The 12,798-nt window shown below is 48.3% G+C and carries 15 protein-coding genes; 4 read left to right on the forward strand and 11 right to left on the reverse strand.

Going from position 1 to position 12,798, the window contains the following annotated elements; translation table 11 throughout:
* The first annotated feature begins 575 nt into the window (after positions 1-575).
* Positions 576-980: an AbrB/MazE/SpoVT family DNA-binding domain-containing protein gene (locus J3350_RS06340; protein WP_015536742.1), complete on the forward strand. Its 405-nt coding sequence runs from the start codon at positions 576-578 to the stop codon at positions 978-980.
* Positions 981-1,037: 57 nt separating this feature from the next.
* On the opposite strand, the gene J3350_RS06345 is transcribed toward J3350_RS06340, so the two are convergent.
* The 9 genes from J3350_RS06345 to J3350_RS06385 all read right to left on the reverse strand — a co-directional run bounded on the left by J3350_RS06345 (position 1,038) and on the right by J3350_RS06385 (position 8,088).
* Positions 1,038-2,429 (reverse strand): site-specific integrase, encoded by a 1,392-nt coding sequence (locus J3350_RS06345; RefSeq protein WP_112090681.1) that lies wholly within the window; start codon positions 2,427-2,429, stop codon positions 1,038-1,040.
* Positions 2,429-3,319, reverse strand: a complete 891-nt coding sequence (locus tag J3350_RS06350; protein WP_207686075.1) for a helix-turn-helix domain-containing protein — start codon at positions 3,317-3,319, stop codon at positions 2,429-2,431. Before J3350_RS06350 ends, J3350_RS06345 begins: the two co-directional genes overlap by 1 nt.
* 90 nt (positions 3,320-3,409) lie before the next feature.
* Positions 3,410-3,655, reverse strand: a complete 246-nt coding sequence (locus J3350_RS14075; RefSeq protein WP_005933015.1) for a helix-turn-helix domain-containing protein — start codon at positions 3,653-3,655, stop codon at positions 3,410-3,412.
* 30 nt (positions 3,656-3,685) lie between these two features.
* On the reverse strand, positions 3,686-4,471 hold the full coding sequence (locus J3350_RS06360; RefSeq protein ID WP_005928324.1) for a DUF6551 family protein: 786 nt from the start codon (positions 4,469-4,471) through the stop codon (positions 3,686-3,688).
* Complete coding sequence (locus J3350_RS06365; protein WP_242700166.1) at positions 4,468-5,232, reverse strand: type II toxin-antitoxin system PemK/MazF family toxin; 765 nt, start codon at positions 5,230-5,232, stop codon at positions 4,468-4,470. Before J3350_RS06365 ends, J3350_RS06360 begins: the two co-directional genes overlap by 4 nt.
* Positions 5,233-6,044: 812 nt before the next feature.
* Positions 6,045-6,332: a helix-turn-helix domain-containing protein gene (locus J3350_RS06370; protein ID WP_005928332.1), complete on the reverse strand. Its 288-nt coding sequence runs from the start codon at positions 6,330-6,332 to the stop codon at positions 6,045-6,047.
* Positions 6,333-6,858: 526 nt separating this feature from the next.
* Positions 6,859-7,566, reverse strand: a complete 708-nt coding sequence (locus J3350_RS06375) for an ImmA/IrrE family metallo-endopeptidase (protein ID WP_207686076.1) — start codon at positions 7,564-7,566, stop codon at positions 6,859-6,861.
* A complete protein-coding gene (locus J3350_RS06380; RefSeq protein ID WP_005928337.1) occupies positions 7,566-7,847 on the reverse strand; it encodes a hypothetical protein in 282 nt (93 codons plus the stop codon). The genes J3350_RS06375 and J3350_RS06380 overlap by 1 nt, the downstream gene beginning before the upstream one ends.
* A gap of 43 nt (positions 7,848-7,890) precedes the next feature.
* Complete coding sequence (locus tag J3350_RS06385) at positions 7,891-8,088, reverse strand: hypothetical protein (protein ID WP_154261131.1); 198 nt, start codon at positions 8,086-8,088, stop codon at positions 7,891-7,893.
* Between the two features lie 208 nt (positions 8,089-8,296).
* On the opposite strand from J3350_RS06385, the gene J3350_RS06390 reads away from it, so the two are divergent.
* The 3 genes from J3350_RS06390 to J3350_RS06400 all read left to right on the forward strand — a co-directional run bounded on the left by J3350_RS06390 (position 8,297) and on the right by J3350_RS06400 (position 10,090).
* On the forward strand, positions 8,297-9,124 hold the full coding sequence (locus J3350_RS06390; protein ID WP_207686077.1) for a S24 family peptidase: 828 nt from the start codon (positions 8,297-8,299) through the stop codon (positions 9,122-9,124).
* 19 nt (positions 9,125-9,143) lie between these two features.
* A complete protein-coding gene (locus J3350_RS06395) occupies positions 9,144-9,347 on the forward strand; it encodes a helix-turn-helix domain-containing protein (RefSeq protein WP_249253785.1) in 204 nt (67 codons plus the stop codon).
* A 362-nt stretch (positions 9,348-9,709) separates the two neighbouring features.
* Positions 9,710-10,090, forward strand: a complete 381-nt coding sequence (locus J3350_RS06400) for a hypothetical protein (protein WP_223388105.1) — start codon at positions 9,710-9,712, stop codon at positions 10,088-10,090.
* Here the strand turns inward: J3350_RS06400 and J3350_RS06405 are convergent.
* Positions 10,048-11,130, reverse strand: coding sequence for an MBL fold metallo-hydrolase (locus tag J3350_RS06405; RefSeq protein ID WP_207686078.1), 1,083 nt, complete (start codon positions 11,128-11,130; stop codon positions 10,048-10,050). The genes J3350_RS06400 and J3350_RS06405 overlap by 43 nt on opposite strands.
* Position 11,131: 1 nt before the next feature.
* Positions 11,132-12,796 (reverse strand): iron ABC transporter permease, encoded by a 1,665-nt coding sequence (locus J3350_RS06410; RefSeq protein WP_207686079.1) that lies wholly within the window; start codon positions 12,794-12,796, stop codon positions 11,132-11,134.
* Between the last annotated feature and the right edge of the window lie 2 nt (positions 12,797-12,798).

Here is a 12,798-nt window from a genome sequence, read left to right on the forward strand (position 1 = left end):
GATTTTGGTGATCGGTTCAAAATGAAAAATGCGAAGATCGTCTTTTCCATGGGAAAAATGACCTTCGCATTTCGTAACAGGATGTCCCTACCCGGATTCGAACCGGGGGCGTTTCGCTTAGGAGTAGGGGCTGAAGCCATAAATCCTAGGCAAAAGTAGGTAAAACAAGTAACGTTTTATCAATTGATTTTTTGTTGCGCTGTCAATCTGAGTAAAGAACACAAACCCCGAAATAAAACGAGTAAAAGGCTTTTCATTAGCAGAAAATTAGCAGAGCTAATGAAAAGTGGAAGGTTCATTGTAAAATGCCCACCTTTCATTAGCTGGGAAGTGTACGTTTCCCTACGGATATTTGCTTGTTTAGCATTCGTGAACCAGACCATACAGCCGTAGCTGGTGTGATGGACAAATGTTTTCAATAGAAAAAGACCAGAGCTTTCTGCGAGAAAACTCTGGTCTATGTAACAGTGCGAATGGAAATGCGCATTGTCTTGTAAAAGGAAGGGGCTTATGGTATTCTTACGGGAGTAAAGGCACTGGATGCAAGGAACTTTGCGTGATTTTAGGAGTGTGCGATGGAAAAGAAATTTAATATTGTAGTCGGTGAAGATGGAACTGTAAAACTCCCAGATGCGGTTCTGGAAAAACTTGAAGTCAAACCCGGAGAGGAAGTTCGCTTCGAGGTAGATGACAATTTCTATGCAGTCAGGCTTCTATCGCGGATAGAAGCTGAACGCTTGGATTACTTGAATTGGATGCATAATAAACATTGCCCCTCTATTGAGGAAATGATTGCAGAGTCGAGAAAACAAGCCACTCAGAACATTGTGATCTCCCGTATCCTTGATGGGATGCCGGCAGAAAAAATCGCAGAAGGCTATGAAGTTTCACTCGATTATGTAAAACAGCTTACACATCAGCTGAAGATGGACATAGAGGAAGCTAAGGCGAAAAAACACAAAGAAACGGGATCATCCTAAAACAGATAGCGGCAGTTTTCCATATACGGAAAACTGCCGCTGTTTATGTATAGAGGCTTATAGGTTCTTTGCAAGATTTTTAATGAGTGTAGCCATAGAGGGGTCAGCCAGCAGTTTAGCAAGAGCTGCTGCCGCATCTGTATCGACGGGACTGGCTTTGGGAGTGGATTGCTCTGCGCGAGGGAGGACTTCAGGCTCTGCACCATGATGCTGATAGAAGAAATCGTCGAATCGTTGTGCGTTCAAACGCCGATCATCATCCAGAATGTGTGCGTACTGCTCGGTGACCATCGAAGCCTGTGCATGACCGGAATCGCCCTGCACGGCTTTGATATCGCCGCCGTTCAGCTTGAGCTTGTATGTAATGCTGGAGTGTCGGAAGCTGTGGAAAACCACTTTGGGGAGATCGTTTTCCTCAATCAGCTGCTTCAATGCACCGTTAATGGTGGATTGTTCGGTCGGCATTCCCAGCGGGCCGGCAACCACGAGATTATAGTCTGCATACTCTGCACCCAGTGCGTCCTTTGTCATGTCCTGCTCGGCTTTATAGTGGACAAGCATTTCAGCAACTGTTTTGGGGAGAAAAATGGTTCGGATACTGCTGTCTGTTTTAGGGCTTTTCAGAACCTGGACCGTGGTGCAGCGGGAACTCAGCGAGGGAAAACGAGTGATGACATTTTTATTTTCCAAGGCGTTCAGCGAAGCAATATCTACACGCTGCAATTCCTTATTTATGTAAATGGAGGCTCGCCCGGCTTCAATGCTTTCGGGGGAGATATCCACACAATCCCATGTCAGACCGAGCAATTCCCCTAAGCGCAGGGAACAAGAGAAGGAGAGGTTGATGCAAAGCCGGAGCCGTGGATCATCACAGACTTCTAAGGCATGGAACAGGGTCTCGGCAGTCCAGATATCACGCTTCTTTGCAGTGTATTTGGGCAAGGTGGCATAAATACAGGGATTCTTTTCCATAAGTTCCCACTTTACGGCCTGCTCAAAGGCACTTCTCAAAATTTTGTGAACCGAACGAACTGTGCCGGGAGAAACGTATTGATGCTGACGCTTTCCACACATAGGGTCAACGGCTTCGTATTTAAGCAGCCGCTGATAATATCCCTCAATTACGCGGGTGGTGAGATCTTGCAGCTTCATTGAGCCGATAAGCGGTTCTATGTAGTTTGAAATCAGTGCAGTGTTTGATTGATAGGTTGAAAGTGCCCATTTGGTTCTTCCGTACAGGGTGACGTATTCTTTAAGCAGGTCTTTTAGAGTTCGGCACTGGGGTGCCACAAAGGTACCGACGGATTCTTTGTATTCGACCTCTTTCTTACGGTTTTTGGCATCTGCAAGGTCGGTAAAGGTTTCCCATTTCTGCTTTAGCGTTCCATTAGTGTGTTTGTAGGTATAGACAACGCAGTATCGGTTATTGCGTTTGACAATGCTAGCCATTATACATCCTCCTCTACTTTACGTTTGGACTTCAGAACTTCATCGAAAGCATCTTTTTGGATGCGTTTTACCCTTCCCAACTTCATCGTTGGAATTCCTTCTTTGAGAACCCACGAGTCAAGTGTTGGGCGGCTGATTCCGTAAAAAGCCTGAATTTCCTGAAAACTGTAGTATTTCCCATTCTTGGGACATTGCAGTTTTAGCGGCGGCTCCTCATGCGTTTCTTTTTTCGGTTTTTGAAGTTGGTATGTAGATTGGCTTTTAAGCCATGCCTTAAAACTTTTTTTGGTAATGCGCGGCCTGTCGGCCATGCACTCAATGACGAAACAATCTCGGTATTTTTTGCAATCAAGAATCCCATAAACATTCTTGCATGGGATACCGAGTAGTTTTGCCATTTCCGGGATGGAGATGGTTTGCGCTTCAATCTCCCGGTCACGCTCCCGGTCAGCTGCTGTGCGGTAGCGGCTTTGTGACCGGTACCACCGCTCAAATTCCTCTTTGGGAATCCTCATACAGAAGTCTGTCGTTTCTGTTTTCAACTTGCCCTGTCGGATGAGTGTATAGATCGTTTCGGGTTTCACCTTCAATATCTCGGCGGCATCAGGAACGGAATAGGATCGTTTGCAAAGTTCCTCGCCCGGTGGTGGGCCATTGACCTTATGATATTTGACCTGATTGGTATACCATTTCTCAAAGCTGGAAATAACGATACGCCTTTTTTCGTTTATCAGAATGACTTCAAAGAGATTCTTATGAAGCAGCCAATAGCTGTCTGTTTTGCCAAGGCCGAGAAGCTGCCGCATCTCACGAACCGACATGGTGGTTTTGGTAGTGGCAGGTTCAGCTTTTCCGTATAAGGGAGCCGAAGTATTCCGCATATCATCCATGAAAGACACCTCTCTATCTATGTAAAAGTTTAGCCGGGATTTCTCATCCCGGCTAAAGAATAGCAGATTTCGCGTGAAATGTTGAGGATGTCAAACAGCAGGATTGCGTTCAACAGTGCCATCATTGAGCCATGCTTCAAAGCTGGCTTTGGAAATACGGTAAGCGCCGCTTACCTTGAACCAGCGGAATTCGTTCTGCTTCAGTAGACGGTAGACAGTGGGACGGCTCAGGAGCAGCATTTCCATCAGGTCTTCTACGGTATAGCAGCGGCTGTCCTTTGCTGTGGAAACAGGGGAGGAAACCGAGTTGGGCGAAGGTTCTTCATGGATAATCATTGGATAATACCTCGTTAAATATACTTGAAGTTAAAACTTGAGCGGCAATGCAGCCCGGCGGCTGCCACCATTATAAATAGTATAGACCTGCTGAAGGTACTTCGTCTTGCCGGGAAGGCTTACGCCTGCGGTTCGTGCAAGGCGAAAAATCGTGAATGCATCGACCTGCCGCAGTTTGGCAATCAGACGGCTTTTACTGTATTCGGAGTGGTACAGTTCTACAAAGCGGCAGATGCCGAGCAGATTTGCAGAACTCATGGAATCAGGTTCTCCGTCCCACGCATTCAGCAAAACATCAAGGGATTCGATATACAGTTCAGGACCAAGCCGGATGAATTCGTGATAGGCGGTTGCGATGCAGCTGATCCGCTGCTTGCCCCGGCCTTCTTCAAAAGAAAGATGAACGCCAGCCAATTCGGTGGCCTGCTGGAATGCAACGGCAGCAGGCTCCCCTGCAAAAATCAGGGCACGGAGCTTCTGCCCTGCACTCAGCCGTTCCGAAATGCCTGTCTGCTGTGCAAACAGGAGGGCTTCTTCCTGCTCGGTCATGTTAAAGTAGACCTTGCAGCGAATCTGCAGATCATCACCACCGTTCAGGAACTTCCGGGCAGCGATGGTGTTCTGCCCGTCCATCACATAGTAGTGACCATCCCGGAAGCTGATCTTCGGCTCATTGGCAACCCGCTCGTCAAATTCTTTTGCGATGCGGGCAACACGAGCGGGGTGAAGAGCACGCTGATAAGTGTCGCGCGGCACGATCAGTTCGCTGCTGTTCAGGCACATCTCATGGTAAGGTTTTACAACTGCGTTCATCATAAAGGAACCTCCTTCTTTTGCAGAAAATCAATTCCTGATTGGATAATCAAACCGATTTTCTTCTTTTCGTTATCGGATAAGTGAAAACTGGAATACCGTTTATAACAGATATTCCAGCGGAACATAAGCGATTGAAGTGCATCATCCAGTTCTGCGACCATGAACTCAACAGAAGATTCTGTTGGGGTGGAGAGCATCCTTTCCGATATCTGCTCAATGCTATGTAAATCGCCTTTTGTGTGCTTGGTGAGAGCAGGGGGCTGACTGTTCAGCACACGAAGATTCTGAAACTGCTGGGAGAGCAGCTCTTTTGCAGCGGCGAGAACATCCTCCTGCGGAGGAGCCGTAAGGTATTTTCGGAATGACTTATACCCAATGAAGCCAAAGCTGTATTGCAGACACACTGACACTTGCCGCATTTCATATTTGGACAGGTGCCCAAGGTAGCTTAACACTCTGGATTTATCTGCGGGGCGCGGACTTTCGCAAATCGCCATAGATGGCGCACTCAAAAAACGATTGTGCAGAATAAAATGCGTTGGCATATTTCGCTTTTTGATCTGTGTTGTCAGTGGAACGACCAGAAGAACATTGGAATAAAAATTACCGTCATCGTTTTGGACAACAATGGCAGGTCGGATGCCGCCTTGCTCGGAACCGCTGTAAGGATTCAGATCCATCATGTAGACATCCCCGCGCTTGTACATCCAGTTTGCGGGCATAGGCGGATACTCTTTCTCTTTTTTACCTCGTGTGGCCAATTTGGATTTCTCCTTTCTATCCGTATATGTAACAGTGGGCTGCTCGCACAGCCCACCCTACTATCTCAAACAGCAAATTGCTGTGATTTATAGTTCTATACCTTTCCGTATTTGTCCCCGACATCCCCGGAAACCGAAAACTCTGTTTTCGTGTGGGAAATCTTTCAGCCGTCCGGCAGCGTACCGAATCCATAGGGTTCTCACCTCTCCGTGGTTCTCACCGAGCTGCCCGAAGGCAGAAGTATCATTATTCTGTGATGGCTCTTAGCTATGGAGAAGCTGTCATCCATTTACCGTCAACCTACCGCTCATTCCCTCAGTGGGAGATCATCGCATTTGTTACGGACGTGGCTCATCATCACAGGAACGTGACTGAAGAATGCGTGTTCAATTTTCAAGGGGCGGGATAGCTTGAGGGCTGCTTTGAACGCTTGCCGAAGCTATGGCTGTATTGTAACCGATGCGGAACGAAATGAACAGGAACTCAGAGTTCACAATTTTTGAGGAAAATAGGAAGTATCGTTCCTGTTTCTCGATGAGCCGTCAAAAATATATTTCCTGACTTTATGTAAGAAATGAAGTATTATACTCGTAAGAAACTAACTTACGAGTATATAAATTCGATAAATACACTTTGGGGAGGGAACAAACTACCACTACTACATTTTCTCGAAAGGCGGATTTACGGACGGACTACTTCAGGCACAGGAACGCGGAGAAGTACAGCTGCTTACCCTTGCCGATATTTTTGAATAACACAAGAAACGCTCTTGCCGGTGTAAAACTGGCAGGAGCGTTTCTTGTTGAAGTGATTATAAAAGACCTTTGATTTTTTCAAGATGATCTATAGCGGCTTGCAGTTCATTTTGAAACTGATCCCTAGAAGGATCTCGACCCAAAAGAAGATAATCCATACTGACATGGAAGTATTCTGCAATATCGATCAGGATTTTTACAGAGCCATTGGAGCTTCCCCTTTCAAGATCGCCGAGGTGTCGATGGGAAACACCAAGTTTTTCAGCAAGTTTTTCCTGCGATAACTTCGCATTTGTACGCAAAGTAAAAATACGGTTACCAATAGCATTCGGATCAAAACTCATGTGTGACCTCCAAATTTTCGATAAAGCGTGAGAAGTCGAAAACTCGGAGTTGCTACGGATATCTAGCCGCTTGGGGCATCCACGAAAAACGGACAAACATAAAGCCTGCTCCTTTTTACGGGAGCAGGCTTCCTGAAGGCTAAAAAAATAGCCGGACAACAACCAACTGAGGGATCTTCAAAGAAAATCTCTCAATCAGCTGTTGCCCGGCTATTTGGAGCACGTTTCATACATTGCCTTGCGGCAATGGCCCGTTGCTCGGAGCGAACAGTCCATATTCAGGGTGCAATGCACCCGTATTTGTTAAAATGACTGGAAAATCACCGGCATCTAAATGCCAGATCAAGTCTCAGGGTTTCTTTGCATCTATTGCACTTCACTTGTAGTATACCTGAACACCCCTCGATTTTTTGGTATAACTTATTTCCACAAACAGGGCAAAATCTCCAGCCTATGCTAAATTCTGCCTGCTGTGTAGTAGTCGGTGCTTTACCGGCAAAGGGACGGTTCTTTAACTGAATCATATTCATTCTCCAAATCGCATGATGTCCAATGGATGGCAGTGGATGGGTTTGCCTTTTATAACCTGCATCTGCTGCAGTCTGATCCTGATTGCAGACCACGATACTCCCATCCGCACAGCCATCTCCAGAATTTTTTCATAGTTCGGGTCAGATGCGGATTTGTATAGGATTCCATTCGGCAGGCACAGCGCTGCCCGTTCTATTTCGACGTTGACCAGAAATGTCGGCATCAGCAGCTCTGCTGCAAGGGTGTTTGCCTGCCATTCTTCCCATGAGGGTTGTCCGTTTCGTTCCCGATAGGCAATGTGCCCACGGCACTTGACTGCTTTTCCGTAGTCGTTCGGAAACAGATCGGCCAAAATCTGATGTGCTGCTTCATGCGCTATTGTGAAATTCCGGCATCCAGTGCATCTGTCTGCCGCAAGAGCAGAATCGATTACGATATCCCTCGGCATAAATACTTCAACAAGCTTTGTTCCATCCTCAAGGGTTGCGGTGAAGCTACATCTCTGGAAAACCGTTAATCCAAGGATGTGAGCATCGCTACACAGCGGCAACATCTTCAGATTCAGTCCAAGAACAGAATTTGCAAACTGCTCTGGGTTAATAGGAGCGGGGTCATTTTTGCTTATTCCGAAGAGTGCATAATACATTTCAATATATTTGCCTGCTATGCACGAAAGTTCTGCACGCGATAAGTATCTTGCCATTATGAAGCCCTACCTTCTGATGTGGCACAGTAGGCTTCCACAAACCACTTGCCCTTTTCAAGCCAAAGATTCCGCTTCTGCCCGCAAATCAGGCAGGTGAAGCAATGCCCTTTCACGCCAAAACGTGATGTACCGTGCTTGACTGCCAAGACACGATCAATTCCATAAGTACGAGTCTTGTCATAGTTTATGGCAAGAGGACGGATCTTGCCGTCAGGAGTAAAACGAACATCCACTTCGACGTATCTTTTCTCACGGCGAAGGTTGTAATCACCACACATCAGAATTCCTCCTTTTTGCAGATTTATCAGAATGCAGCGTGTATTACTTGCGAATCATACTGCGTGCCACGAGCTGCTTTTCGTTTAACAGAGGAACGGACACTGTATGCTTTTTCCACTCATCCATAGAGCAGGTTACTGCTTTGCACAGACGGCATTTTGTCCAGCCGTCGGTTGCATCAAGATCTACATCATAGTTCATGGTTCCGCACATCGGGCATCTTAAATTTTCTTTTCTCATATTATCACCTCTCAAAAACGCCAAATATACACGATTTCGGTCCAGAATCAACACCAAAAAGCTGTTATTTGTGAATTTGATTCGATTATACACCCACTTTATGGGGATGTAAATTACGCATTTGTCGCTATTTTGGAGATTTCTTGTTGATTTCTTATGTTTTCTATACTATAATAGAGCTACCGGATCACAAAGGAGTGTTCTTGCTATGAAAAAGAAAACTGCGCTCACCAAAATGCACATAGCCCCATCCACGGTGCGCTATGATGCAGTCGCCGCAAGGGATAGTAATGAGGTTGGTCTGATTCTCGCAGCTGTACGAAAAAGGAATGGCTATTCACTTGTAACTTTCTCCGAACTTCTCCGCCACTATGGCGTCGATGTCAGTGACAAGGGAATCAGTAAATGGGAAAAAGGATACACCACTCCCAGCATCTACCAACTGGTTGCAATCTGCCATGCATTGAACATCAAGGAAGGACCTTCCTACTTTACAAAGACCTTTCAGAAACCCGCCCTTCTAAATGCCATCGGGCAAAAAAAAGTCGCCGAGTACGAAATGGACTTGATTGCATCTCGGCGCTACCAGCCAGGCACAGAAGAGCCTGCGAAAATCGACTGCATAACGATGCCAGTATCAGAGTTGCCAGTATCGGCAGGTCTAGGAGCTTTTCTTGAAGGTGAAATGTTTCAACAGATACAGGTGCCTGCCAGTAGCGTTCCGGCAGGGACTGAGTTTGGGATATACGTTAGTGGCGATAGTATGGAGCCGCGTTATCATGACGGACAAATCGTATGGGTGAAGCGCTGCGAAGAACTTGAATGCGGGGATATCGGTATATTCGTATATGATGACTGTGGATATCTGAAAAAATACGATGAACATACCCCAGATAAGTCTCAAGCAGAGTTCTTTACCGACAGCTATGGCGTGGTGCATAACCAACCGGTTTTGGTTTCTCTTAACACCAAATATTCACCGATCCTTATATCTCCAGAGCAAAGATTCGAGGTTGTTGGAAAAGTTTTGAACTAAAAAGATGGGAGGGATTTTCGTGGATACGATCAAGCGTGTTCAGGATTTGATGCAAGCGCGTGATATGAATCTGTGTGTGTTGGCAAAGAAATGCGGAATATCGTATTCCACGATCCAAACCACTGCTCGTCGGGGAGGCCAGTTAAGCGTAGAGACGATTGAAAGAATCTGTCTGGGTTTGGAAATTACACTAAAAGACTTCTTTGATTCCTCATATTTGTAGTAAAAAGCCGCTCACCATGCTGGAAACCTGCACGGTGAGCGGCTTTAATACTGCTTCTATTTATCCTTTGGCAACCTCCAGATAAACGCTATTCTCCATGCTCATTACTATTGAAGGAATATACGGGATCGCATTGTCATTATACCGTGTGGAAATAGTGGTCGATTTCATCTCTGTATGAGTTGCTAAATCATAAAGTGACCAGTTGCGTTCTTTACGGTGGGCGGTTATAGTATTCAGAATATTATCCGCCGCCGCTCCTCACTTTCGCACAATAAACTTTTGCTTATTATACTGTACTACGCAAAAAACATATGCCTTCTCGTCGCATAAAAAGTACGAAGTTCGGGAGTGTTAAAATCATGGATAGCCTGTCCGCATTTGACGATTTATACACTGCCATCGAAGCGTGCCTCATTTACCCTGATGAAGTCATCGATCGTTTGGCACGGGCATTCTACCCAGCCATCCTTGCCTGCTGGAACAGCGAGGAAGGCCAGCGTGAGTTTGCTGCATGGCAGGCGGAACAGGTTCATCTTGCTGGAAAAGAGAAGCAGGAAGTTCCCGCTGGGGAACTCCCTGCTGTACATATCATTCTTGTCTGTGGCTTTTGGCAGGGTACGTCCGGGTGGGCGCACCCTGTTTTTTTGTTTTTAATAAACAAGATGGAGCAAATCGGCCAGTACGATCATAGCAACAATTATAGCAAAAAGAAACACGGGCAATCAATCTCCGGGCTGTGATATGGGATTACCCGGCCAAATTGATTCTTTTCCGCAAGCTCCCGGCACTGCATTGCATCCAGATGCACCGGATACCGCAGGAAGAGCATCTGCCCGTTTTTCAGCATTTCTGCGCTCAGGCTGCCCGCATCCGGGGTGCCTGTCATGATGCCGTGTGCTCCGTGCGCCACCATTTCGCGGGCGCGCTGCCCGGCTTTTCCTGCCAGCTGCGGTCCGCTGAGAAAGACAACGCCTTTTTCCCGGCTGAGGAAAGCATCCGGCTGCACCCAGTCCGCAAAATGCGGCGGCACAGGCAACAGCCACGGTCCACCCAGCTGGATCTGCTGTAGCTGACGAAGGAAATGCGCATCGCCGTAAAATTTCAGATTCGGTGCAAAGCGTTTCAGCAACAGAAGGATCTCCGGCCCTCGGCCATATTTCGGCACCGGGAAGAACAGGAGCTGTGTCTGTTTCAGGCACTGCACGGTCTCCACACAGAGTTTTTTGACGCAAGTGTTCCAGTCTGCGTCCGTGCTGCCGTAAGCCGCATCCAGAACGGCCAGATCTGCCGTCTGGCTCCGCAGCGGGTCACAGGGGTAGAGCGGGCTGTGCTCTGCATAGTCGCCAGAAAAGAGAATGCTCTTTCCGTTCCATTCAAATCGCAGCCAGACGCTGCCTGCGCAGTGCCCGGAACGCCCCCATGTGACCTGCAGGCCGGGCAGTTCCGGCACAGAGCCGGAGCCTTTGCAAGGGCAGAGACTTTCCAGCGTTTGGATATGATTCAAGGAAAAGGGCAGTTGGGTCAGAGTAGGCAGCGTAGCATAGACCGGCCCCTGATACCCCTGCTGCGCCAGCCACGGCAGCGCCCCGGTGTGGTCTGCGTGGCTGTGGGTCAGAAAGACAGCCCGCAGTTTTTGAATCTGCTCTGCATTCAGCCGGGGCAGGTCGTCCTCTGCGCCAGCCAGCAGACCGCAATCCACCAGAAAAGCAGCACTATTCTGTTCCACATAAAAGCAGTTGCGGCCATGTTCGCCGCAGCCCCCGGCAATAAAAAGTTCCATCTCAATGCACCTTCCGATGATCGATCACCGTGTTCAAGATCAGCAGTGCCGTGGTCGAAAACAACACACACAGCACCGCCATCGCCATGCCAACCGAAACGCTGCCCTGCTCAAATTCCCGCACGATAAAGGTGGAGACCACCAGTGTGTTGGGCGGAGCGATCAGACTTGCCGTTACCAGTTCCCGGAAAGCGATGATGAAGGTCATCATCCAGCCGGTGGCGATGCCCTGCCGGATCAGCGGCAGGGTGATACGCCGCAGGATGTAAACCGGGCTTCCGCCGAACACCTGTCCTGCCGCCATCAGGCTGTCACTGATTTGGGTAAAGGACGAAGTGACGTACTGCACCGTATAGGGAAGAAACAGCACCACATAGGCCAGAACCATGATGCCCATAGTGTTGTACAGCGGCAGGATGTTGTAGATTTGGTTCCAGAATAGCATAATTCCAATGACCAATACAATACCCGGCAGCATTTCCGGCAGCAGACCAATGGCTTCTACCACCTTGCGCAGTTTGGAGTGCGACTTCCGCACCGCCAATACCAGCAGAGTGCCCAGCACTGCACAGATGGTAGCCGAAGTGACCGCAAGAAAAACGCTGTTCTTCAGAGCACTCAATCCCTTTTCGTTCTCGGTGAACAGTTCTACATAATGTGCGATGGTAAAGTTGCCCGGTGCCAGACCGTAGCCGCGGAGATTGATGAGAGATGTGGAAATGACCGAGAAGTACGGAACCCCAACTGCAATCAGCAGCACCAGAACGATATATGCCCACGCAGCGACGGTGGCTCCTTTGCCCATGGACTGCTCTACGCGGCGGGCACCCTTGCCGCTGACCAAATTGTAACTTTTGCGCGTGGTAATGTAATTTTGCAGCATCCACATACACAGACAGATGCCTACCAGCACGGAGGAGAGCGTGGCTGAACTGCCAAAGTCGATGGGGGCTACGGTGGCGTGGCGGTGGATCTCGGTGGTAAACACCTCAAACCCGATGCGCTTGCCCAGCGTAGAAGGCGTGCCGTATTCAGACAGCGTTTTCACAAACACCAGCAGCGCACCGATGGCGTAGTTGCCGGAGAGCAGCGGCAGAAAGATCTTGCGCATCCGGGCAGAGAATCCGGCCCCAAACACAGCACCTGCCTCTTCCAGACTGGAGGGGATATTCAGCATGGCGTTTTTGAGCATGGTGAGCATGAACGGAAAAACGTGCAGGCTCATCACCAGCACCAAACCGCCCAGAGTGAAGAAGATCTTTTCGCACCCGGCAGCTGCGGGGATCAGCTGCTGCAAAAGCCCCTTTTTCTGCATAAATAAGATCCAGCCCATGGAGGCAATGTAGGGCGGCGTCATGAACGGGATCATAAAGAGGATGTCAAAGACACGGTAGCGGGCAAACTTTGTCCGGGAGAACAGATAGGCCAGCGGTGCGGCAATCAGAGTAGACAGCAGCACCACCAGCACACCCAACAGCAGCGAATTGCCGATCATGTGGGCGTTTTCCGGGTTCAACAGCGTCTGCACAGCGGGAGAAAAGTCAAGGCGGCCATTCTGCATGACCGCCTTGGCAAAAATCATTCCCACAGGACAGACGATCAGAAAGATCAACACCACTGCCAGCAACAGCAGCGGAAGATCCGCCTTACGATTCGTCTGTTTCATGG

The organism is Faecalibacterium sp. Marseille-Q3530 (assembly GCF_017377625.1).
Taxonomy (GTDB): domain Bacteria; phylum Bacillota; class Clostridia; order Oscillospirales; family Ruminococcaceae; genus Faecalibacterium; species Faecalibacterium prausnitzii_E.

Coding starts and splice junctions, on each gene's coding strand:
- J3350_RS06340 (WP_015536742.1), top strand. CDS start 576: ATGGAAAAGAAATTTAATATTGTAGTCGGTGAAGATGGAACTGTAAAA.
- J3350_RS06345 (WP_112090681.1), bottom strand. CDS start 2,429: ATGGCTAGCATTGTCAAACGCAATAACCGATACTGCGTTGTCTATACC.
- J3350_RS06350 (WP_207686075.1), bottom strand. CDS start 3,319: ATGGATGATATGCGGAATACTTCGGCTCCCTTATACGGAAAAGCTGAA.
- J3350_RS14075 (WP_005933015.1), bottom strand. CDS start 3,655: ATGATTATCCATGAAGAACCTTCGCCCAACTCGGTTTCCTCCCCTGTT.
- J3350_RS06360 (WP_005928324.1), bottom strand. CDS start 4,471: ATGATGAACGCAGTTGTAAAACCTTACCATGAGATGTGCCTGAACAGC.
- J3350_RS06370 (WP_005928332.1), bottom strand. CDS start 6,332: ATGAGTTTTGATCCGAATGCTATTGGTAACCGTATTTTTACTTTGCGT.
- J3350_RS06375 (WP_207686076.1), bottom strand. CDS start 7,566: ATGGCAAGATACTTATCGCGTGCAGAACTTTCGTGCATAGCAGGCAAA.
- J3350_RS06380 (WP_005928337.1), bottom strand. CDS start 7,847: ATGTGTGGTGATTACAACCTTCGCCGTGAGAAAAGATACGTCGAAGTG.
- J3350_RS06385 (WP_154261131.1), bottom strand. CDS start 8,088: ATGAGAAAAGAAAATTTAAGATGCCCGATGTGCGGAACCATGAACTAT.
- J3350_RS06390 (WP_207686077.1), top strand. CDS start 8,297: ATGAAAAAGAAAACTGCGCTCACCAAAATGCACATAGCCCCATCCACG.
- J3350_RS06400 (WP_223388105.1), top strand. CDS start 9,710: ATGGATAGCCTGTCCGCATTTGACGATTTATACACTGCCATCGAAGCG.
- J3350_RS06405 (WP_207686078.1), bottom strand. CDS start 11,130: ATGGAACTTTTTATTGCCGGGGGCTGCGGCGAACATGGCCGCAACTGC.
- J3350_RS06410 (WP_207686079.1), bottom strand. CDS start 12,796: ATGAAACAGACGAATCGTAAGGCGGATCTTCCGCTGCTGTTGCTGGCA.